Origin of the sequence: Bradyrhizobium sp. SBR1B (genome assembly GCF_014198205.1) — a bacterium.
Classification (GTDB): Bacteria; Pseudomonadota; Alphaproteobacteria; order Rhizobiales; family Xanthobacteraceae; genus Bradyrhizobium.
The window spans coordinates 113231-134587 of record NZ_JACIHC010000021.1; the positions used below are offsets into that span (position 1 = coordinate 113231).

At 57.0% G+C, this 21357-nt stretch carries 16 protein-coding genes and 2 pseudogenes; 13 read left to right on the forward strand and 5 right to left on the reverse strand.

Going from position 1 to position 21357, the window contains the following annotated elements; translation table 11 throughout:
• Positions 1-8: 8 nt before the first annotated feature.
• The 3 genes from GGD61_RS34545 to GGD61_RS34555 all read left to right on the forward strand — a co-directional run bounded on the left by GGD61_RS34545 (position 9) and on the right by GGD61_RS34555 (position 3950).
• Positions 9-344, forward strand: a complete 336-nt coding sequence (locus GGD61_RS34545; RefSeq protein WP_183231943.1) for a hypothetical protein — start codon at positions 9-11, stop codon at positions 342-344.
• Positions 322-2526 (forward strand): peptidase domain-containing ABC transporter, encoded by a 2205-nt coding sequence (locus tag GGD61_RS34550; RefSeq protein WP_183231963.1) that lies wholly within the window; start codon positions 322-324, stop codon positions 2524-2526. The genes GGD61_RS34545 and GGD61_RS34550 overlap by 23 nt, the downstream gene beginning before the upstream one ends.
• An 80-nt stretch (positions 2527-2606) precedes the next feature.
• A complete protein-coding gene (locus tag GGD61_RS34555; protein WP_183231944.1) occupies positions 2607-3950 on the forward strand; it encodes an HlyD family type I secretion periplasmic adaptor subunit in 1344 nt (447 codons plus the stop codon).
• A gap of 277 nt (positions 3951-4227) precedes the next feature.
• On the opposite strand, the gene GGD61_RS34560 is transcribed toward GGD61_RS34555, so the two are convergent.
• On the reverse strand, positions 4228-5088 hold the full coding sequence (locus GGD61_RS34560; protein ID WP_210311292.1) for a 2OG-Fe(II) oxygenase: 861 nt from the start codon (positions 5086-5088) through the stop codon (positions 4228-4230).
• A gap of 366 nt (positions 5089-5454) precedes the next feature.
• Between GGD61_RS34560 and GGD61_RS34565 the strand changes: the two genes are divergently transcribed.
• Positions 5455-6585: a glycosyltransferase family 4 protein gene (locus GGD61_RS34565; RefSeq protein WP_183231945.1), complete on the forward strand. Its 1131-nt coding sequence runs from the start codon at positions 5455-5457 to the stop codon at positions 6583-6585.
• Positions 6586-6771: 186 nt separating this feature from the next.
• Here the strand turns inward: GGD61_RS34565 and GGD61_RS41710 are convergent.
• The 4 genes and pseudogenes from GGD61_RS41710 to GGD61_RS41320 all read right to left on the reverse strand — a co-directional run.
• A pseudogene (locus tag GGD61_RS41710) lies at positions 6772-7275 on the reverse strand (transposase); the annotation flags it as partial.
• 316 nt (positions 7276-7591) lie between these two features.
• Complete coding sequence (asnB, locus tag GGD61_RS34575) at positions 7592-9496, reverse strand: asparagine synthase (glutamine-hydrolyzing) (protein WP_183231946.1); 1905 nt, start codon at positions 9494-9496, stop codon at positions 7592-7594.
• 40 nt (positions 9497-9536) lie between these two features.
• On the reverse strand, positions 9537-10184 hold the full coding sequence (locus tag GGD61_RS34580) for an SGNH/GDSL hydrolase family protein (RefSeq protein WP_210311293.1): 648 nt from the start codon (positions 10182-10184) through the stop codon (positions 9537-9539).
• Between the two features lie 105 nt (positions 10185-10289).
• Positions 10290-10829: an acyltransferase gene (locus GGD61_RS41320; RefSeq protein ID WP_312012774.1), complete on the reverse strand. Its 540-nt coding sequence runs from the start codon at positions 10827-10829 to the stop codon at positions 10290-10292.
• A 916-nt stretch (positions 10830-11745) separates the two neighbouring features.
• On the opposite strand from GGD61_RS41320, the gene GGD61_RS34590 reads away from it, so the two are divergent.
• From GGD61_RS34590 to GGD61_RS34630, 9 genes and pseudogenes are all read left to right on the forward strand, one after another.
• The gene (locus tag GGD61_RS34590; protein WP_183231948.1) at positions 11746-12252 is read left to right on the forward strand and encodes a UDP-N-acetylglucosamine--LPS N-acetylglucosamine transferase; all 507 of its coding nucleotides are present in this window, start codon (positions 11746-11748) and stop codon (positions 12250-12252) included.
• Positions 12249-12770 (forward strand): glycosyltransferase, encoded by a 522-nt coding sequence (locus tag GGD61_RS34595; protein WP_183231949.1) that lies wholly within the window; start codon positions 12249-12251, stop codon positions 12768-12770. Before GGD61_RS34590 ends, GGD61_RS34595 begins: the two co-directional genes overlap by 4 nt.
• A gap of 121 nt (positions 12771-12891) precedes the next feature.
• Positions 12892-14010, forward strand: a complete 1119-nt coding sequence (locus tag GGD61_RS34600; protein WP_183231950.1) for a glycosyltransferase — start codon at positions 12892-12894, stop codon at positions 14008-14010.
• A 215-nt stretch (positions 14011-14225) separates the two neighbouring features.
• Positions 14226-14738, forward strand: a pseudogene (locus GGD61_RS34605) (DegT/DnrJ/EryC1/StrS family aminotransferase); the annotation flags it as partial.
• 553 nt (positions 14739-15291) lie between these two features.
• The gene (locus GGD61_RS34610; protein ID WP_183231951.1) at positions 15292-16557 is read left to right on the forward strand and encodes a glycosyltransferase; all 1266 of its coding nucleotides are present in this window, start codon (positions 15292-15294) and stop codon (positions 16555-16557) included.
• 184 nt (positions 16558-16741) lie between these two features.
• Positions 16742-17731: a glycosyltransferase family 2 protein gene (locus GGD61_RS34615; protein ID WP_183231952.1), complete on the forward strand. Its 990-nt coding sequence runs from the start codon at positions 16742-16744 to the stop codon at positions 17729-17731.
• Between the two features lie 220 nt (positions 17732-17951).
• On the forward strand, positions 17952-19004 hold the full coding sequence (locus tag GGD61_RS34620; RefSeq protein ID WP_183231953.1) for a Gfo/Idh/MocA family protein: 1053 nt from the start codon (positions 17952-17954) through the stop codon (positions 19002-19004).
• Positions 19005-19262: 258 nt separating this feature from the next.
• Complete coding sequence (locus GGD61_RS34625) at positions 19263-20738, forward strand: oligosaccharide flippase family protein (RefSeq protein ID WP_183231954.1); 1476 nt, start codon at positions 19263-19265, stop codon at positions 20736-20738.
• A gap of 26 nt (positions 20739-20764) precedes the next feature.
• Positions 20765-21256 (forward strand): acyltransferase, encoded by a 492-nt coding sequence (locus GGD61_RS34630; protein ID WP_183231955.1) that lies wholly within the window; start codon positions 20765-20767, stop codon positions 21254-21256.
• The last annotated feature ends 101 nt before the right edge of the window (positions 21257-21357 follow it).

Genomic DNA, 21357 nt, shown 5'->3' on the forward strand with positions numbered 1-21357 from the left:
GAACCGCAATGCATACAGAGCTCTATACAGACGGGATTGACGAGGTCACAATTGGCGGGTCGATCGTGCGGGTCGACCTGGTCAGTCTCTCGCCCACGGAACGTGATGCCAACAACGCGCCCAAGAAAGTCTTTCGGCAAAGGCTGATCTTTTCGGCGGAGTCGTTCGCGAACTCCGTGGAGGTGATGCAGAACGCGCTTCAGGGTCTGGTCGACGCCGGCGTCGTCCAGCGCTCCCGGCCCAGGACGCCGATGGCCGCGCCACAGGCGAGTGCGCGCGTCGAGCCTGCCTCATCAGTTTCGGACAATCCGCGATCTTCCAATGTCTCAACCAACTTCCGTTGAAATCGAGAGGTTCGAACCGGAACCGCCCTCGTCGGAGGACGAGCCGCGTCGGGCTGCTCAAACGGCCCTTGAATGCTTGTCAAGGATCGCTGCCCATCACGGCATCGATCTGCCTTCCGACCGGCTGCGGCACGCCTATGCCGTCGACGAGACCGGCATCTCGACCGATCTCTTGCTCCGCATGGCTCATGATGCGGGCCTTCGCGCCTGCACGGCGCAGCTCGATTGGAAGGAGATATGTCAGCTCGGCGAAGCCTATCCGGCTCTTGTCCAGCTCTTGAACCTCAACTGGGTCCTCGTGGTCGGCGCCGGGCCGGAGGGCGACGCTGTAACGGTCTTCGATCCTCTGGCGGAGCGGAGGGGCGAGCACCTGCTGGTCGATGAGGACCGCTTTTGCGCCAGGTGGACCGGAAAGGTCGTTCTGTTCAAGCGCGAGAGCTCTCCATCGCAGGGCCAGAGGCCTTTTGGGCTGCGCTGGTTCATACCCGAAATGCTGCGGGAGTGGCGGCTCTTTTCCGACGTCGCAATTGCTGCGGTGTTCCTCTATGCGCTCGGGCTGGCGCTTCCGATTTTCTTTCAGCTCGTCATCGACAAGGTTCTTGTCCACGAGAGCCTCACGACCCTCTACGTGCTCTCGGCTGGCGCGATCCTTGCGCTCTGTTTCGACGCCGTCTTCAGCTTCTTGCGGCGCTACCTGCTGCTCTATGCCACGAACAAGATCGACATCCGGGTCGCGACCAGGACGTTTCGGCATCTTTTGGGACTTCCGGTAACCTTCTTCGAGCGCATCTCGGCCGGCGTGTTGGTGAAGCACATGCAGCAGGCCGGACGAATCCGCGAGTTCCTGACCGGTCGACTGTTCCTGACCGCCTTGGACGCGCTTTCGCTTTTCGTCTTTCTGCCTGTTCTGGCGCTATACAGCATCAAGCTGACGTGCGTCGTGCTGGCCTTCACCGCCATCAGCGCGAGCGTGATTGCTATTTTGATGGGACCGTTCCGACGGCGGCTCTACCAGCTTTATCAGGCCGAAGCCGGGCGCCAGGCACTCCTCGTTGAGACCGTGCACGGCATGCGTACCGTGAAGTCGTTGGCCATGGAGCCCGGCCAGAACAGGACATGGGACGATCGTTGCGCGCAGTCGGTATCGATGCGGTTTGGCGTCGAAAAAATCTCGGCGGGCGCTCAGGCCTTGACCGGTTTCCTCGAGAAGATGATGACGCTCGGCATCGTCGCACTTGGTGCGCTCGACGTCTTCGGCGGCGAGATGACGATCGGCGCACTTGTTGCTTTCAACATGCTGGCGGGACGGGTTTCGGGGCCGCTGGTGCAGATGGTGACCATGGTGCACGAATATCAAGAGGTTGCGCTCGCCGTTAAGATGCTTGGCGAGGTTATGAACACGGAGCTGGAACGTGACGGTCGCCGCGAAGGCGTGCGGCCCGACTTCGCCGGGCAGATCGAGTTTGAAAACGTCACGTTTCGCTATGGGGAGGGAACGCCGGCGCTGGACGACGTGTCGTTCTCGATCGCTCCCGGCTCGATCTTCGGAATTGTCGGCCGGAGCGGTTCGGGCAAGACGACGCTGACACGCCTGATCGCGGGAATGTATCCGGTGCAGCAGGGGTTGGTGCGCATCGACGGTCACGATTCACGCGAGATTGATCTCGCCCATCTGCGGCGGAATCTAGGGATCGTGCTCCAGGACAGTTTCCTATTCCGGGGCACAGTGCGCGAAAATATCGCATGCGTGAGGCGCGACGCCACATTCGAGGAGGTCGTCCGGGCGGCTCAGCTCGCCGGTGCGGACGAGTTCATAGAGCGGCTGCCGAGGGGGTTCGACACCATGCTCGAAGAGCAGGCATCGAACCTGTCAGGCGGGCAAAAGCAGCGGCTTGCGATCGCGCGGGCCTTGATCGTCAACCCGCGTATCCTGATCCTCGATGAGGCCACCAGCGCACTGGATTCCGAGAGTGAGGCGATCATTCGGCGCAATCTGCGACGTATCGCGGAGGGACGGACCGTCGTCATCGTATCGCATCGGCTTTCGATGTTGTCGGACGCAAGCCAGATCTTGGTGATCGACCGTGGACGGGTCGTCGATGTAGATCGTCATGACGCGCTGCTGTCGAAATGCACCTTCTACAGGCATCTCTGGAACCAGCAGACGAGGCAAGTCGCATGACTGCGGCTGAAAAGACCAGAGCTGAAGCAGCCTCAGGCGGATCAGGGCCTCGGTCCGGTTCTCGGACGAGACGCCGGCTCATGAGGTCCGCGGCTACAGATTCTCGCTTTGTCGCGCAATTTCAGTCAGACGCAGCCGAGATCGAGCAGCAGACGCCACCGCGTGTGGCACGGATCACGCTCTATTGCGTCGTCGCCCTGATCTCTACTGCGATCACATTCGCATGCGTATCTCGCGTTGATATGATTGTGACTGCACAGGGCAAGTTGATCACGACGCGTCCGAACCTGGTCGTACAGCCGCTGGAAACCTCGGTTATTCGGGAGATTCGCGTCCAGGCCGGCGACGTCGTTAACCGCGGCGACGTGCTTGCAGTCCTCGATCCGACATTCTCTCAGGCCGATCTTGCTCAACTGCGCGGCCGCCTGGCGGGTCTCGACGCCTCCATCGGCCGGCTTCGAGCCGAGTTGGACGGCACGGACTACGGCCTCGACGAGACGGCGAACGCCGACCAAGCTCTGCAGAGAAAGGTGTTCCTCCAGAGGAAGGCGGCTTACGACCTTCAGATCCAGAACTATGACGCGCAGATTGCGTCCGCACAGGCCAATCTAAAAACGGCTCAGAGCGAGGAGTTGGTCCTGGCCCAGCGGCTGGACACGATGCAGTCCATTGAAGCCATGCGAAACGCGTTGATGGCCAAGGAGGTCGGTTCAAGACTGAACTTCCTGCTATCACGGGATGCGCGACTGGAGGTCGAAAGCAACATGGCGCGAGTCCGTGGCAGCATCGTCGACAACACGCATCGCCTGGACAAGGCCCGTGCAGACCAGAAAGTGTTCGCCGCCGAGTTTCGCCGCGGCGCCTATCAGGAACTTGTCGAGACGTTGCCAAAGCGGGATGGCACTGCGGAAGAGCTCAAAAAGGCGGAGCTCCGTCGGCAGCTGATCGTGCTGAATGCACCGGCGGATGCAGTGGTACTCGACATCGCCAATCGAACGGTGGGTTCGGTGGTCCGCGAGGCCGAGACTTTGTTTGTGCTGGTTCCACGGGACGAGACGCTCCGGGCGGAGGTCAACGTGGAGGGCAGGGATATCGGGCAGGTGGCGGTCGGGCAGGCCGTACGAGTGAAGTTCGAGGCATTTCCATTTCAGAAGTACGGCACCGCTACTGGCGAGGTCGGAGTCATCAGTCAGGACTCATTCTCGCCAGAGGCGAAGGCCGAAGGTGTGCGCCGGTCGTCAGCTCCCTATTACCGCGTACTGATCGATCTGCGGGACACGCACCTTCGGCTGCCGTCCGAGCGCGTTCAGTTGATTCCCGGTATGGCGGTCACGGCCGAGATGAAGGTCGGACAGCGAACGGTGATTTCATATTTCCTCTATCCCCTGCTTCGCGGCTTGGACGAGAGCATCCGGGAGTACTGAGCCTTGCTTGCTCAAGACTGAACCTCGACCTCCTCCGCTGCGGTCACCCCCGCTCAGCATGCAGTCCGCGGGAAATAGTGGATGATGCGAGCAACGCGAATGGCCCATTGCACGCACAATCTTGTCGATACGGATCTTCATTGGCACGCTACTGCGCGATCCGAAGGTCTAGCTGCGGAGCAATCCGCGGCCGGATGGACCATCGTTTTGGAGCGCACACGGGAGCTCTCGCATCATTGCTCGAGACACCCTGGCACAAGTTAGTTCGAGAATGAAGTCAGCGCTTGAAGAGACGTCGGATTTGCCAAACGATTGGTGGGATGAAAGGCTTGACGGAATCGATGAATGTCCGCCTTCGAACTTCGCCCGGGCGCAATTTAAAAATTGTCGTGTGGTCTTCGGATCTTTCCTCCTCCGGTCGACCATTTGTATAATAATACATTGCGATCGATCGGCGATACGTCCCCTTTGGACTCGTCAGGGGATCGGGGTGCCCATGAAAGGCTGTATCAGTCGTGCTGAAGACGACTACACGATTTGCGATTGGCAGATAAGCTTTCTCTTTTACCTTGACTTCCTTATCCCACAGTTCAAGGGCTCCGCCCCACTCCTGCGACCAGTCATAGTTCAGGTACAACAGCAGATTCAGGCGGCGGTCTAGCCTTAGCTTTCGGTGCCGATTGAAATCGGCGTGAATGGCCAGACGACCTCCACGTGGAATCATGTGCAGACCACCACCCATCAAATAGGGATCAGGAATCAAACCATCGATCCCTGTGAGCCGCTCGAGAAATTCGACAAAAACGCGGGAGTTTAGCGCGTTAACGAATTGCTGGATGTAGGGAGGAAAGTCATCCAGTCTGTCGAGGCCCAGTTTCTGCTCCTCATAGGTGCCCGCATCCAGGAAAGTGCGGTTCCACGATGAATCGAACTCACCGGGATATTCGGCAAGGACCTTTTGGATAACGCTGTCATCGAAGAAACCGTCAATCGCGATATGTGGAAATGGCCGGTTCTCACGGTACTGTAGAGCCCAAACATCGTCGACATACCGGTTCATTTTCTGCAATGGGAGAAAAGATTTGGTATCCAGGCATCGTGGTTCCGCGGCCAGTTGCCGAGACACTGTTGCTGCCATCTCTCCCTCCCTCCCCGCTATGGTAGTATCCGTCGAGCGACTTAAATTAAATACTCCAGCTATTAAATTTGGCAAGTTTTAAATTGATTGTGCCTTAAAGAAAACCACAACCGTCGTGAATGAACGCATGCTCTCGCGGGCGCAGGCACCCTGACTTTTGACCATCGTGACTGCCAGGCACCTGGAGAATCGAGTGGATCCGTTGCCTGACCGGTGTGAGTTCAGGTGCATTGATTGTTCACTGATCGTCGCCAAAAAATGTACGCGCCAATTTCAATAATGATCAGTAGATTTATTGTTAATTAAAGATTATCGTTCTGAAAGCTGCTCGGTGAGCGCTTTGTTATATCGTAGTGTGGAGAACATATGCGCGTCACGTTCGTGCTGCCCTATGCGGGGTTGACAGGCGGCAATAGGGTGCTTGCAATCTATGCCGAACGGCTACACCGGCGAGGACATGCAGTCACAGTTGTGTCGCACCCGCGGGCTAAGAAATCATTGCCGGGACGCGTTAAGTCCGTCCTTTGCGGCGCGGGATGGCCTAAGCAGCCTGAGTCCGACCCGTCATTTTTCGACGGCTGCACGGTGCCGCACCGCGTGCTTGAAACAGCGAGGCCGGTTGTAGACGACGATGTGCCTGACGCTGACGTCGTCTTGGCAACGTATTGGAGAACCGCAGCTGGAGTAGCCGCCCTGTCGGCCCGGAAAGGGGCAAAGGCAATTCTGTTGCAGGGGTACGAAACCTCTCCAGGCCGGTGGGACCGCGGAATAGATTCGGCTTGGCGATTGGCCTTGCATAAGATCGTCGTATCCAAGTGGCTCGCGGATCTCGCGCGAGATCGATTTGGGGATAAGAACGTGCATCTGATCCCCAATAGCGTTGATACGGAACAGTTCCATGCGCCGGCACGGGACAAACAAAAAATCCCTACGGTGGGGATGCTCTATTCAACTCTGCACCTCCGCGGGGTCGATGTGAGCCTAGCGGCACTCGAGAGAGTCAAACGTCAGGTTGGTAATGTGCGCCTCGTGGCATTCGGCGCGGAGCGGGTCTCGGCGCGCCTCCCATTGCCGAACTGGGCGGAGTTTCACTATCGCCCGCATCAGAGCGATCTTCGGCAGATCTATGGGCAGTGCGACGTATGGCTATGCGGTAGCCGACGCGAAGGATTTCATTTGCCGATGCTCGAAGCGATGGCGTGTAGATGTCCGGTCGTTTCAACCCGTATGGGTGGATCGGCCGAGATACTGGTGGACGGTGTAAACGGATTTCTCGTTGAGGTAGAAGACCCGACGAGACTTGCTGAAAAGTTGGAAGTGGTTTTGACGTCAAGTGATGCAACATGGCGGGGTATGTCGGAGGCCGCGCTAAGGACGGCGCATCGATATACTTGGGACGACGCAACAGATCTATTGGAGACTGCTCTTTCCGAGGTGGTCCGCGGTTCTGCCCTTTCCGTGCGGAGCAGCTGGCTGGGGGAGCAACGCAAGTGCTGAAAAAAGAGCCTGATCGGGAAGCCTTCGTGGCTGGTCTCGGTGCTTGTCGAAATCCTTAGGGTATGCCCCGACCCAAGCTGCTGAACAACCATCCTCGTAATGAGCAGTCCAGGCTGGTTCAATGTCCGCATCCGGCGACGGCCCCGCGACCGCCCGTAGCTCACGCTCGGCAGCATTGTTCGATCAAAGCCGTCCGTCATCAGGGAAGCGGCCAAATGCATCCAAGCGACTGAGGCAGTAATTGATCGCCTTGGTCGTGTCGTTGTTCCTGGAGAGCTTAGCGCGCTGCTCGCGCAACCACTCTTCCAGCTCGACGATCAGGGGGCGGCTACGCTCCTGGCGCACACGCAAACGCTCCTGCGCAGTAAAACCGTTGATCTCGCGCTCGATGGCGAACAGAACATCGATGCGCTTGACCGCCTCGGACGCGATCGGCGCCTTGGTGAGCCGTGCCAGATCAAAGAACTTGCATCTGCCGTGCGCCCAGCACGCGACCTCGATGACCGGGCCGCCTTGCGATGGGCCTCGTAGAGCCTGCCAAAGCCGGCGTAGGCGTCGGCCTGCATCAGTCCGGCATAGCCCGCCAGATGTTGCTCCGAATGCGCACCGCCACGATCGGGCGAGTAGAAGAACACGGCCGCCGGCGGATCTGGGCCCGCAAACGGACGGTGGTCGCGCACGTGGGTCCAGAGCTGGCCGGTCCGGGACTTACCCTTGGCCAGGACGGCACCGTGGCGTCATCGGCGTGGAGGCGCTCGGTTGCGAAGACGTGGCTCCGGATCGCATCGACCAGAGGCATCAGGGTTGCCGAGGAGAGGCAGAGTCTGGCATCGAGGAAGGTACGATTCATGACGATCGAACTCTCCGGGATAGTGGGCGAGGAATTTTTCAATGAGTCTTCGTCGAGGAAGCCGTCGAGGGCGATGCTCCCGGTATTGCCGAGCCTTTTGTCGACACGCCGGTTCATGCTGTCCCAAGGTAGGAAAGCGCTGGTATCAAGGCATCGTTAAGCTGCCCTGGTCCAAGTGGCCTCGATGTTAGCTGGCTTAAATGTCCGCAAGAACAGCTCAAGGTTCACCAATGACCAAAGGATTTTCTCGTTGTTTGCGCGTCCTTCGAGATGTGCATTCAACAGCTGAGATATGACTGCACCGTTGCAAATACGGTGGATCTGTGAGGCATCGCTCGTCAGCATGTCACGGACAAAGTCACGATAGGGTCCGCGGAACCATTCATCGATTGGGATGCGGAAGCCGACCTTCTTACGAACAAGGATGTCTTTGGGTAATATTTTGTCCATAGCTGCCCGCAAGACGAGCTTGCCTCTGATCTTCCCAACCAAGAATCTGTCAGGAAAGCGTGCGACCAGCGCTGCCAGGTTAGTGTCCATGAATGGCATTCGTCCTTCAATGGATCCAGCCATCATCATCCGATCTCCGCGCTCCAACAGATTGTCCGGCAGCCAGGATGTCTGATCGAAGAATAGCGTACGGCGCACAGTTGATCCAGTTCTTAAAGAAAATGGATACGGTTCGCGGGGCCCCGACGGCACCGCCTGGCCAACGAGGGCATTTCTATCCTCCATCGTCACGCCGCCAAACCACACCCGCATTCTGTTGGTCAGCTCTCGTTCCCCAGCGGCCATTCCAACGATCTTTGCTCTCCGCATCGTGTAGGGCAAGGCTCGGACCGCGGGCCGTATGACACTGTCGTGCACTGCCGGTGGCACGATGCGATGGTACAATTCGATCCAACGCTCAGCACGATGTTTGGGGTACCCACCCATTAGCTCGTCAGAGCCTTCACCTGTGAGAACCATCTTCACTGTACGAGAGGCTAGTTTCGACAAAATGAGAATGGGAATGTCGGCCGGCTCAGACACAGGCGCACCCCTCCGCAACACAGCGGTGACCCAATGCTCCATGAACAGAGCCGGATCAACCACGACCTCGTGATGGTCAGTATCGAAGCGCTGAGCTATCGTCCGTGCGAATTTGAGCTCCGAAAATTTGGCCTCTCCAAAGCCCACAGAAAAAGTGCGCACCTTGTCGGAGGTCTGGCGAGCCATGATGCCAACGATCGTTGATGAATCCAGGCCGCCCGACAAAAATGCGCCAAATGGTGCGTCGCTACGCATACGAATCCGCACAGAGTCTTCGAGTGTCTCTCGGAACAGTTGGACCGCATCGTTGAAATCCGTGACATCCGGAGTTGTAGTTGCAAACGGAGGGATATAGTAGCGCGAGATGGAGAAATGGCCGTTTCGCCACAGTGCATAACAACCAGGCGGCAGCTTCTTTACGGCTCCAAATAGCGTGGAGGGTCCCGGAACGTAGCGATTCAAAAGGTAGTCCTGGAGAGCATCGTGATCCAGACTTCGATCGACTCCCGGAAGTTGCATGATCGGCTCGATCTCGGAACTGAAAACCCAAGCGTCGGACATTTCGGAAATGAAGATGGGCTTCTTCCCAAACTGGTCTCGTGCCACAAGCAAGCGCTGTTCGTTTACGTCCCAAAGCAGAAATGCGAACATGCCTCGGAAACGGGCAACCGCATCGGGACCCCAGGCCCGATAGGCCTCGATGAGGACTTCCGTATCAGAGGACGTGCGGAATACATGTCCAAGAGCTGTCAGATCTTTGCGGAGTTCGATGTAGTTATAGAGTTCTCCATTGAAAACGAGAGCGATGGTCTGATCAGCGCTCCACATCGGCTGAGCGCCGCCCTGTATGTCGATTATTGAAAGGCGCCGGTGACCAAGGCCGATTTGGTAAAGCGCGTTGGCGCTCTCGCCAATCCAATACCCCGCCCCGTCGGGGCCACGATGTGTCATCAGATCCGTCGTGGAAACAAGCGCGTCGTAATTCTGTCGCCGAGATCCGGCCAACACCCACCCGAAAATTCCACACATCGCTGCATCCTGCTCTGCTAGACGTTTGTCATTGCGGAAGCTATGGCTTCGTTCTTGTCTCGACACATTCGGTGCTGCCGATTGCCCTGGCAATCGAGGGCACTAGAATACGACCCGCCCATTCCGGCATTGGATGCAAGCCATCTGGAATGCGCGCTCTGAGCTCTGTCAGATTGTTCCAGTCCGGCAAATTATCGATGTATCCGACGTCCAATTCAGCAGCGAGAGTTCTGTAGACATCGTAGTAGGCGGCAATCTGAGGACGAATCCACGCACGCGGGCCAAAGGCGGGGCTCATGGTCATGAGAAAGATCTTGAGGCGTGGCAGGGCGTCCTTAAGCCTTAGCACAATTGTTTTTACGTTCTCTCGGCTTCGTCTAAGTGAGATCCCCTTGGTCAATGCTGCATCGTTTATTGAAAACTCAATTAGTATAACGTCCGGCCTCGCGTGAACGGCGTCTTCCAAGACAACAACTCCCCAATCGGATGTTGCGCCGTCGCGACCGAAGTCGAGTACGTTGACCGATCGCTCAAGACACTCGGACAGTTGCGTCTCGAGCGGCTTCAGCCAGCCACCGCTGTGAGTGAGACTAGTGCCAAGAGCCACCACCGTCAGAGGCCTCTCTTCGGCACCTGCCTCAGCCAAGGCGCCGGGATCACTTGCGAGGCAGTATACAAGAAATGTCATCACTATTTGCCAAGGCTTCATTGACCGCCCTGCGTGCTCTCGGTCATCTCCCAATCGGCCTCCGCCAGTTGCAACCCAGCGTGTCGCATCGACTCCTACACTGCTTCACGGCGCAGAAGTCGTTTGCCTTCTACCGTTCGGTGCTGCCGCCGGCTGAGGCGCAGCCTCCACAGCTTGCGCGTGCATAGGGGCACCTTCCCGAATGCCCCATTTGCCGGCTCGAATTCCCGAATGAATTATTCTCGCTGGATTTCCGGCGACGACGGAATGTGAAGGAACATCTGCGGTTACTACCGATCCGCTACCCACGACGCACTCATCTCCGATTCGAACCCCTGGCATGATGATTGAGTAAGCGCCAATGAAGCAATTCTTTCCGATGTAAGTGTCAGTCATGATCAAGCGCGACATGTCATGTGTCAGAACAACGGCATGGAAGGCGATATAGGTCCCGTGATCAATATGCACACCACTCGGGTTCGTCAGATCCAAGTTCGCCCTTAGCGATATTTTGACCGTGGGTTGGATGTCCATTTTGACGATGTTGCGGAGGAACCATAGTCGTAAAGCGACGAGTCCTTCTCGCACACGTAATACGGTCGCAAGCACCAGGCTGCGGTTCTTCTTAGGAGCAGGAAACGTCACATCCAGCCTCCCTTAAAACATGATCAGCCGAGGCGCCCCGAAGGGCTGCATCCTGCGTCCTTCTTTTGGAGGGTGCAGTCGGCGCGCTTGCATGTTCCCCGACGGATAAACGGCCGCCTCCTGAGGGACGCGCAGCATCGCGGATAATGTCACGAAGAGCACTTTCCAACAGATCAGTCGCGTCGTCTCGAGTGTAGCTGCTAGCTGTGGCCAATGCGGCTTCGGACATGCCTCGCCAGTTCGTGTCGCTTAGCCGCCAAGCTGCATCCATGGCGCGTTCCCACTGCCCTGGAGAGGTTTCGTACCCCTGCAACAGAATTGTTTTTGCCCCTTTGCGAGGCGACAGCGCGGCCACTCCCGGCGCGGTATTCCAATACGTCGCCTTGTCATCCATCACCGGTCTTGCCAAGGCGAGTACATGGTGTCGCGCTGCGCAACCGTCGAAAAAAGACGGCTCCGTCCCTGACTCGTTCGGCCATCCCTTGCCGAACACTAGCGACTTCAAGCTTCCCAATAAGGGTTTCCTTGTCCGCGGTTGCGAGACGACTGTTACCTCATGTCCACGCCGGTAAAGCCCCTCGGCATAAATCGAAAGGACCCGAATGCCACCGCTCAGACCCGCATAGGGCAGTACAAGCGTCACGCGCATATGTTCACCACATCTGAACTGCGAAGGCGTCGCCAAGGACGAGATGTCTTGTAATTCAATTCCCCTCGGAGGCAACAAAGCATCAAAGTACACCTCATAAACCGACGTCCGCCATGCACCATGCTCCTATTTTTAAATAATTTAAACATTTAAATTGACGCTATAGTAGATTTAATATAAAAATCAATATAACGGCTGGAATGATGTTTTTAGTTCTATTCGATTGGCTTCGGAGTAGTTCCGAAGTGCGGGAGAAGGAACCAGCGCATGCTTCGAAGTATCGTGCTGCACAATGACGAGAGGCGCTCGCTAGCGCGGTCTGGCAATCGTCCAAAATTGCTGGCGGTCTCTTCGGGCGGGGGACACTGGGTACAGCTCTTGCGCATCAAGGAAGCATTCGAAGGCTGTGAAGTCGTTTTCGTTACCGTCCACGAGTCGTATCGCACGCAGGTGCCTGATCATAAATTCTATGTGGTCAATGATGCGAATCGCTGGACGAAGATCAGGCTTGTAAAAGCCGCGCAGAGCCTTGCCCGGATCATTTGGAGTGAGAGGCCGGATGTCGTGATTTCGACGGGCGCCGCTCCAGGATACCTAGCGCTCCGGCTCGGACGAATGATGGGTGCTCGAACCATCTGGCTCGACAGCGTCGCGAATGTCGAAGAGCTTTCAATGTCGGGATTTAGAATTGGCCACTGCGCTGACCTCTGGCTAACTCAGTGGCCCCACTTGGCGCGGCCCGAAGGCCCATACTACGGAGGCTCCGTCTTATGATCTTCGTGACGGTTGGGACGCAGGGACAGTTTGACCGCTTGATTCGGACGATTGACGGTTGGGCGGATGTGCATGGAAGGACAGATGTCTTCGCTCAGACCGGCCCATCAGAGTACTATGCCGCGCACATCCGTGCTAAACCGTTTGTTGATCCTGCCGAGTTTCGGCAATGCGTGGAATCGGCAAGCCTTGTCGTAGCACATGCCGGCATGGGCTCGATAATTACGGCTCTCGAACTGGGAAAACGGATCATAGTTATGCCTCGCCGAGCGAGCTTAGGCGAGCACCGGAACGACCATCAGGTCGCAACGGCTAGAAGGTTCGCTGAACAAGGCCGCATTATAGTTGCGTTCGACGAACAGGAGTTGGTCGATAAGCTGGATCAGCTCGAGTTCATTACCGCGGCTGAACGACTTAGCGCAGAAGCACCATCGCATCTGATCGACACCATTCGGACATTTATCGAGACGGGACATGCTCGCGTCGAGAATAGAGCACCCGTAGGAGGGGGCATGTGAGTTGGCGGTATATAACGTTCGACAGTTCGTGCCTGCTGGGGGGGCCCGCCCGGACGATGTCCCTCGCGGAAAATATGCGTTCAGCGGCCGTACCGACATAGGAGTCTGAGCAGGAGGGACATTGGCGCGCGCCTCGATGCTTGATCTGGTACTTCAGAAACTAGTTGCCTCGCGCAGAGGTTCGCCGCGCATTCTGCGGCCTTTGCACGTGGAGTCTGCGCCGGCTCGAGTCTCGGTTGTTGTGCCGTGCTACAACTATGGCCGCTTCCTACCCGATTGCCTAAAGAGTATCCTGACCCAGGAAGGCGTCGACGTCGACATTATCGTCGTGGATGACGCGTCTACTGACCAAAGCAGCCAAATTGCGCGTCGCTTCACGGACGCCGATTCAAGGGTGAAGCTCATTCGCAACAGCCGAAACAAGGGACATATCGAGACCTATAATATCGGATTGGCTCAAGCCACAGGAACATATGTTTTCCTTCTCTCAGCCGACGATGTTCTGACTCCTGGCGCATTGGCTCGCGCGGCGACGCTTATGGAAATGCATCCGACAGTCGGTTTTGCCTATGGTTGGTCGGTGCCGTTCACCTCGATTTTGCCGCCGGCGCGCACCGAGGCGAGGCGCTGGACGGTGTGGGACGGTAAGCAATGGGTGTCTGCTTTGTGCCGGCGGGGGGGCAACGTCATCCGATCCAGTGATGCGCTGATCAGGCGCAGTGTGCTCGAGGAAATAGGAGGTTACCGAAAAGATCTTCCTCATAGTGGTGATCTGGAGTGGTGGCTCCGCGCGGCGCTGGTATCGGACGTCGGCATCGTCGGTGGTGTGGATCAGATGTTTTACCGGCTTCACGGCTCGAACATGAGCAGGGTCCAGTATGGCACGACACTGATCAATCTGGAGGAGACGAAGAGGGCGTTCGACGCGGCGCTGTCCGCGGCCCAGAATTTGGACCTGCGCAGAATAGTTTATCAAACACTTGCGCGGCACGCCCTTCATTTTGCAATCGCTGATTTCATGTCGGATCCGGGAGGATCCGGCCGCATAGACTCATACAAGTCGTTTGCCTTGCGGCTCGATCCGGAAGTGGCTGAATCGCGAGAATGGGCCGCCCTCGAACGACGACGAAAAGCCGGAATCGAAAGCGCCCGGCGCAATCCCATTTTCCTGGGTCGTGAGCAAGTCCGGATGTTCAGCGGAAAATTGGGTTGGCGGCTGTGGCGGTTCACGGGAATGTAAACCGTAGCAGGCTAGGACATCTCGAAAGGATTGCAGCAGCATAACAGCAGCAAACTAAGGCAGCCGCAACGAACGTGCGGAGCTAATGACCGAGCGCCCGCTTAATTAAAACATTTATTTGCGTTGTTTGATGTGATTTAAATGCTAAAGTGGTTACTCCGACCCAAGAGGCTATCACCTTGAGTCCTTTCCACGGTTCGACCGCTCAACAACAGATCAAATCGGAAATCGATATTCCGATTGCGCTGCCGCTGCTTGGTGAGGGCGAGGCCAATGCGGCACGCGAGGCTGTACTGTCCGGCTGGGTTTCGCGAGGACCGCAGGTCGCAGTGCTCGAGCGCGAGTTTGCAGCCGTGGTCGGCGCGCCTCACGCGTGCGCGGTCTCAAACTGCACGACCGCTCTGCACCTCGCTTTGATGACCGTGAATGTCGGGCCCGGCGACGAGGTGATTACCACCAGTCACTCCTTCATCGCGACGGCAAACTCAATCAGATGCTGCGGTGCCACGCCGGTTTTGGTCGATATTGATCCGGAGACCTATAATATTGATCCGGCATGCGCGGCTGAAGCCATCACGCCGCGCACGCGTGCGATACTCGCCGTCCAGATGGGCATGCCGTGCGATCTGAGGGCACTGGTGTCCCTCGCCAAGCGCCATGGTATCCTGCTGATCCAGGACTCTGCTTGTGCTGCAGGAAGCCAGATCCACATCGATGGCCGATGGGACCCTACTGCAGCCAGTATGGAAGTTCTTGTCAATTCCCCGACCCGTGGGCTGCAAGTGGGCAATATCGGTCATCAAAGAAGCGACGGGAGGCTGATTGCGCGTAGCTAGCTTCTGGTACGGCGAGAGTTCACCCGAGAATGAACGATGCGATGAAACGAGTCCCGATGTCGGAAGACGTTGAAACAAGCGAGAATGTAGCTTGGTCCGGTTGGACGCGTCGGAGTGCCGATTCGCGTTCACCTACCTCCGCTTGGTTCCCGTCCCGACGCGGATCACAGGGACGGAACCAAAGATGATTAGGTTGCTGATTTGGTGCCGAGGCTTGATGCTTGAGATCTCTCTGTGGGCACAGCGCCACAGTTGGCCCGTCCCCGCAGCTATTAGGGCTGCTGTGCGTCCTCTCCTTGCCAGGGCAACTGAACGCACGAGACCCGTGCGCTCGGACGAATGGTCGCGTCCTCTTATTTCTGGAGCCGGAAGGGACTGCTCGATGGCGCTCCCGACGCTTGAGCCAACGGCTCCGTGTGCTCCTAACGACCCGAGGGCGGGCCCGATGCGCGCATGCACGAGTCCCGTCTTACGCTGCGTTGTCGCAACACCATTCCTCGATGTCGGAGGACTAGATAGAGTCGCAGCTCTTCTGGCTCGAGGCCTGCCGTTACACGGCATCGAAACTACAGTTGTGCACACTGTCACTGGTGAGCGTCGCCACAGCGGAACGGGCGATGCGCTGCAGCTCGACGGTGTCCAGGTCGTCGAACTCTCAGCCCATGACGGCCAACGATGGTTTAAGGCGAACCGCCCGGATGTCATTAGCATGCACGGGGCACCCGACTGGTTGGTCGCCCAGGCTGCTGAAGACGACATTCCGATCATTGAGACGTTGCATGGCGCTCACTCGTTCTTCAATCGTGAGACGTGGCCAGGCGAGCAGTTGCGAAGCGAGAAGATCACCGGTTTCGTCGGTGTGAGCGAACTGGTCCGGCGGCAGTATATGAAGGCAAACCCGCGCTATCCATCCGACCGTATCATTACCATCCCCAATGGCGTCGACACTCAGCATATCAGTTTTCGTGATCGAACGCGAGCCCGCGAATGGCTAGGTTTGCGTGACGAGTTCCTCTTCGTCTCGCTTGCGAGATATGACATGCAGAAAAACACGTTCGGGCTGGTTAGGGCCTTTTCCGATGTCGCGCTCGCCTGCCCCGGCGCGCATCTCTTGGTTGCGGGTCGTGTCGACGACATAAGTTACTTCGAGCAGGTGCGACGACTCCGCGATGCGGTACCGAGCGCTAGCCGGATACACTTGCGTGGAAACTGTCCTGATGCGGCGACCGTATTGGCAGCAGCAGACGCGTTCGTCCTGGACTCTTTCTTTGAAGGTTGGTCCTTGGCCTCGATGGAGGCGCTCTTTGCTGGACTTCCGGTCGTCATGAGCGAGGTGGGTGGCGCGCGGGAGCAGGTGGGCGAAAACGGAAGCCGAGGATTTGTTGTCGGAAATCCGTTGGGTGATCCAGAGGCAGTGGATTGGCACAGGATATCGCGAGCGCGGTTTGAGCGACATGTGAATCATAACGCGCTGGTTGAAGCTCTATGCGCCATCTATGCGGATCGCAACCGCTGGCGCAGGGCGCGCGATGACTTGCGCGTGGAATCCACGATGCGGTTCTCCGCGGACGTTTGTCTCCAGCGTCACGCCGAGGTTCTGAAGCGGGCAGCTGCTCGAGAGCGCCTGCTTTCTCAGGCTTCATTCCCTGAGTCAGTCACTAACGGAGGCACTCGCCGCCCAAATCCGACGGGTACGGCGCCCGTTTGCTGATGCGGCTGGAGCAGTCGCTCCGGAAGAAGTTACGCATACATTGGTCCTGTTCCGCATGCCGAACTTTCTCTCACGTTTATTGGGGCCGTCGCGGGATCAGCGGCGATGCGCGCTCCACTACAGCGTTGTCTGTTCTTGGTCCGCTTAGCTGGAGAGAACGCTTTTGTCCTACCTGGAGCTTGCAATGGATGTCAGCGTTATTGTCGTCACGCACAACACTCGCCAGATGACGATTGAATGTATCCGTTCCATATTTGAGCAAACTACTCACGTGAAATACGAATTGATAGTGTTTGATAGTGCGTCAACTGATGGCTCTTCTGAAGCGATCCGAGAACGGTTTCCGGCAGTCAAGCTTATTACCTCGGCGGAGAATGTTGGTTTCGGGAAGGCCAACAATATCGCAGCAAGAATTGCGCGGGGTCGCAGGCTATTGCTCATCAATCCGGATACTGTGGTCCTGGACCGCGCGATCGATCGTCTGAATGATTTTGCCAACACAACTCCTGAGTCTCGCATATGGGGCGGGCGAACAATCTTCGCCGATGGATCGCTGAACCCAGCATCATGCTGGAAGTGTGCGACGCTGTGGAGTGTCTTTTGTTGGGCTGTTGGATTGAACATGCTTAAGGGCAGCATGCTTTTTAACCCAGAAGGTTATCCTCGTTGGAAACGTGATTCGGTTCGCTCGGTTGACATAGTATCAGGTTGTTTCTTCCTGATCGATCGAACTCTCTGGCAGGAGCTTGGCGGCTTCGACCCAGTTTTCTTCATGTACGCGGAGGAGGCCGATCTATGCATTCGGGCGCGAAAACTTGGTGCGCGACCGCAGATGACTCCCACTGCAACAATCATACATTACGGTGGGGCTTCGTATTCTCAGAAAAGCGAGTTCCGAATTCAAATGCTGGCCGGTCGCGTGACTCTGATGGATCGACATTGGTCGTCTCTTTCCCGAATAATGGGGAGGCAGTTATATTTGCTGATGCCCTTAACACGTTGGCTAACCTATGAAGCGGCCGCAACCCTTTTGCGGAAAGCGGACTATCGAAAAAATGCCCTCGAGTGGTATGAGGTGTGGCGAAACCGGTGGCGCTGGAAACATGGGTGGACGGAGGCAGCCGTAACTGCTGCGTCCACTGAAAATGCCGGGCGCGTAAGACAGCGTGGTTGAATGACGCCGCGGGACCCAGCCCAGCCTCTCGCACCCATATCTCGCTTGATCGGGGCGGTGCGCGCTTTCAGTTCTCGAAGTCGGCACTAAATCGGAGCTGAATGAATTTAATTTCTTCTTGCTATAAAGACGCTTTTAATACATCGTTTAATTTAATGTTATTAATACGGGCGGAGACGTGCGCAACTTCGTCCAGCATTAACGATAGGGCAGGCGAAAGATGTCAAGGCGATTAATCAGGGTCGCGGTCGTAGGATACGGCTATTGGGGGCCCAATCTGGTGCGCAACTTTGCGAACACTGACGGCTGTGAGCTTGTAGCTGTTAGTGATCTCCAGCCTTCAAGGCTCGCATCATGCGCGCGCCTGCACCCGGCTGCGACGACCACGACCAGAGTTCGTGACGTCATCGAGAGCCCGGGCATCGATGCCGTCGCTATTGCAACTCCGGCGCATACCCATTTCGAGATTGCTATGGCGGCGCTCAGAGGTGGAAAGCACGTGTTGGTCGAAAAACCGCTGGCGCGGACCTCGGACCAAGTCGGTCGACTCATCGAGGAAGCGCAGCGGCGCAATCTCATCCTTATGGTTGATCACACGTTCGTCTACACGCCGGCTGTGCAGAAGATCCGGCAGCTCATTTGCGAAGACACGTTGGGGGAGATCCTGTATTACAACAGCAATCGGGCAAGCCTTGGTCTCTTCCAGGATGACGTCAACGTCATCTGGGATCTCGCCGTTCACGACGTGTCCATCATTCAACACATCTTGAAGGAGGCGCCAGTCGCTGTTTCGGCTACGGGGGCGACGCACGTTCGTGGGACGCCGGAGAACATGGCCCATGTGACGCTATTTTTCGAAAACAGCTGTGTGGCGCACATTAATGTCAATTGGCTTTCTCCAATTAAAGTCAGGCAGATATTCATTGGCGGCAGCCGCAAGATGATCGTGTACGATGATCTCGAACCCACCGAAAAAATCAAGGTGTATGACAAGGGGATCACGGTTGACAGGTCAGCGCAAGCTGCGCACCAGCTTCGGATCGGCTACCGAGCTGGTGACATGTGGGCGCCACATCTGGGTGCAAGCGAGGCACTCAGTATCGAAGCGCAGCATTTCATCGATAGCATCCATGGCGGAAGCAGTCCCATAACCAGCGGAACTACCGGATTGCAGGTAGTTCAGATCTTGGAGGCAGCTTCTCGCTCTATTGTGGCGCAAGGCAATCCCGTTCGCTTGAGTTCTCTTGGGAAGGCAAGGGCGCTTGCCGGCTGAACCGCGACGTTATCAGTCTGCTCTGCCATAGGACGTACTCATAAAGAACTCAAAGTGAGGGCCGCCGGTGCTGAAGGTGGCGGGCAAGGCGGTCGGAGGCCAAGGCCGGCGAAAGAAGACCGAACTCAACAATTTTCGTCGTTTTAGGTAAGTTCGGGCGTTTCCGAAGAGTGTTCAGCGCCCGCGTCTCGGGTGGCGTCGAGGAAGCGGAACAGCAAGCATGAGTCCAAAAGCCAGCAATTGTGCGTCGGAACAAAAATGACTTCAGTACAGCGCTCCGTTTTGTTTTCAGCAGCCGACCGTTATGGCAACGTTGTGTTGTTCTTTATAGCGACCGCGGTTCTCTCGCGCTTGCTGTCACCAGGGGAGTTTGGAGTCTATGCCTTCGTCAGTGCCGTCACGGCGGTTATTGGAGCATCCTTTCAGGAGTTCGGGGGGGCGAACTATCTGATTCAAAAGCCCGAACTGTCCCGTTCAGACGTTCGCTCGGCTTTCACGGTGACATTCGGAATCTCGGCTGCCATTGCTGTTCTCCTCTTCCTCTTGGCCGGGCCGCTATCGCAATTGCTCGCGCTGGATGGCTTGAAGAGAGGCATCGAGGTTTCCGCGTTGAATTTTCTGCTGTTCCCCTTCTCGGGGACCATATCCGCTCTGTTGCGTCGAGACATGAAATTCGGCGCGCTCGCCGTTTGCAGGCTCATCGCCAATGCAACGATCGCCGTGGTTTCGATCGCGCTTGGGCTGGCGGGCTTCAGCTACATGGCCCCCATATGGGGCGGCGTCGCAGGGAACATCATCCTGGCTATCATGCTACTGGTCAGACATCGAGACTTCGGTGCACTGCGCCCGTCCCTGCTGGAATACCGTGAGGTCGTCGGCTTTGGCCTCTATTCCAGCGGGGTGAGTGTCATGAATACGTTCTACAATCTCGCGCCTCAACTGTTCATCGCGAGAATTCTCGATTTTTCGTCGGTGGGTCTGTACAGCCGCGCGATCAACCTGACTCAGGTATTTGACAGGTTAGTTGCGGAGGTATTGAACCCCGTCATCCTGCCGGCGATAGTGGCCAGGCGCCAAGCCGGGGAAGACTTGAAGACGGTGTACCTCGAAGCTATCGAGCTACTTTCGGTCGCGCAATGGCCACTCCTGTTATTCGTGGCGATCATGGCACGTCCGATCATCTCGGTCTGGCTAGGCGAGACTTGGCTGGAGGTCGTGCCTCTGGTGCAACTGCTCTGCATCGCGAACACGGCGCTTTTTGCGGGATGCTTGAGTTATCCGGTTCTTGTAGCTGTTGGAAGCGTGCGCAACGCGTTGATCTCCTCTTTAATTGCTCTACCGCCGTCGCTTCTCGTAGTTTTGTGCGCATCCTTCTTCAATGTGCAAGCTGTCGCTGCATCTGCCCTTTTTACCTTACCGTTCCAGGCTGCAGTCGCGATCTCCTTCGTCGGGCGGCATCTAGGCCTCAGGCCAATGGATCTTGCTCGCGCGCTGAGGAAGAGTAGTTTCGTCACGGCTGCAACCGCGCTCGGAGTCGCTGGCTGTGCGGCGCTAACGGAAGCAGGAATATTGACATCCCTTGCCGGTCTGGTCTCGGCATTTTTGGCTGCCGCGCTTTGCTGGTCGCTTGCGTTGCTACTGACTGGCCATCCGCTGCTTCGTCATTTTCAGTTTTTTGCAGCTGGTCTGGCCCGCGTTGCGCCAAAACTGAGGCCATCGCGCTCGGCCCTGTAAGGCATTAGGCGATTTTGGAGACAGAGATGCCCATTACGGAGGATGTAAAACTTGGCAGAGACGTCAAGATATTTCATCCGGAACTGGTCAACCTCTATGGTTGCGTCGTGGGCGACGAGACCAGGATCGGCACGTTCGTCGAAGTCCAGGCGGGGGCGAAGATCGGTGCGCGCTGCAAGATATCCTCGCACAGTTTCATTTGCGAGGGCGTTACGATCGAGGACGAAGTGTTCGTCGGTCATGGCGTGATGTTCACGAACGACAAATTTCCGAAGGCCACAACTGCGGATGGTCGTCCTCAGCAAGCGTCGGACTGGACGCTGCAGCGTACCCATGTCGGCAGGGGAGCCTCGATCGGCTCGAATGCCACAATTCTGTGTGGTGTGACGATCGGTGCGAGTGCCTGCGTAGGCGCGGGTGCGGTGGTGACAAAGGACATTCCGCCCGGCGCCATCGTCGCCGGTGTGCCCGCTCGGGTTCTGTCCGGAGTCGACGACAGGGTCGGGAGCGGTCGCTGAGGCGCGCGAAAATGCATTGGCGTTAATATATATTCTATCTAAATTTAATGCTTGATTAAATTTAAATATGAGATTTAAATAATCAGTACATTTCGGCCCAT

Excerpts from the sequence above, each read along its gene's own strand:
- GGD61_RS34545 (WP_183231943.1), top strand. The coding sequence starts at position 9 with ATGCATACAGAGCTCTATACAGACGGGATTGACGAGGTCACAATTGGC.
- GGD61_RS34550 (WP_183231963.1), top strand. The coding sequence starts at position 322 with ATGTCTCAACCAACTTCCGTTGAAATCGAGAGGTTCGAACCGGAACCG.
- GGD61_RS34555 (WP_183231944.1), top strand. The coding sequence starts at position 2,607 with ATGAGGTCCGCGGCTACAGATTCTCGCTTTGTCGCGCAATTTCAGTCA.
- GGD61_RS34560 (WP_210311292.1), bottom strand. The coding sequence starts at position 5,088 with ATGGCAGCAACAGTGTCTCGGCAACTGGCCGCGGAACCACGATGCCTG.
- GGD61_RS34565 (WP_183231945.1), top strand. The coding sequence starts at position 5,455 with ATGCGCGTCACGTTCGTGCTGCCCTATGCGGGGTTGACAGGCGGCAAT.
- asnB (WP_183231946.1), bottom strand. The coding sequence starts at position 9,496 with ATGTGTGGAATTTTCGGGTGGGTGTTGGCCGGATCTCGGCGACAGAAT.
- GGD61_RS34580 (WP_210311293.1), bottom strand. The coding sequence starts at position 10,184 with ATGACATTTCTTGTATACTGCCTCGCAAGTGATCCCGGCGCCTTGGCT.
- GGD61_RS34590 (WP_183231948.1), top strand. The coding sequence starts at position 11,746 with ATGCTTCGAAGTATCGTGCTGCACAATGACGAGAGGCGCTCGCTAGCG.
- GGD61_RS34595 (WP_183231949.1), top strand. The coding sequence starts at position 12,249 with ATGATCTTCGTGACGGTTGGGACGCAGGGACAGTTTGACCGCTTGATT.
- GGD61_RS34610 (WP_183231951.1), top strand. The coding sequence starts at position 15,292 with ATGCGCGCATGCACGAGTCCCGTCTTACGCTGCGTTGTCGCAACACCA.
- GGD61_RS34615 (WP_183231952.1), top strand. The coding sequence starts at position 16,742 with ATGGATGTCAGCGTTATTGTCGTCACGCACAACACTCGCCAGATGACG.
- GGD61_RS34620 (WP_183231953.1), top strand. The coding sequence starts at position 17,952 with ATGTCAAGGCGATTAATCAGGGTCGCGGTCGTAGGATACGGCTATTGG.
- GGD61_RS34625 (WP_183231954.1), top strand. The coding sequence starts at position 19,263 with ATGACTTCAGTACAGCGCTCCGTTTTGTTTTCAGCAGCCGACCGTTAT.
- GGD61_RS34630 (WP_183231955.1), top strand. The coding sequence starts at position 20,765 with ATGCCCATTACGGAGGATGTAAAACTTGGCAGAGACGTCAAGATATTT.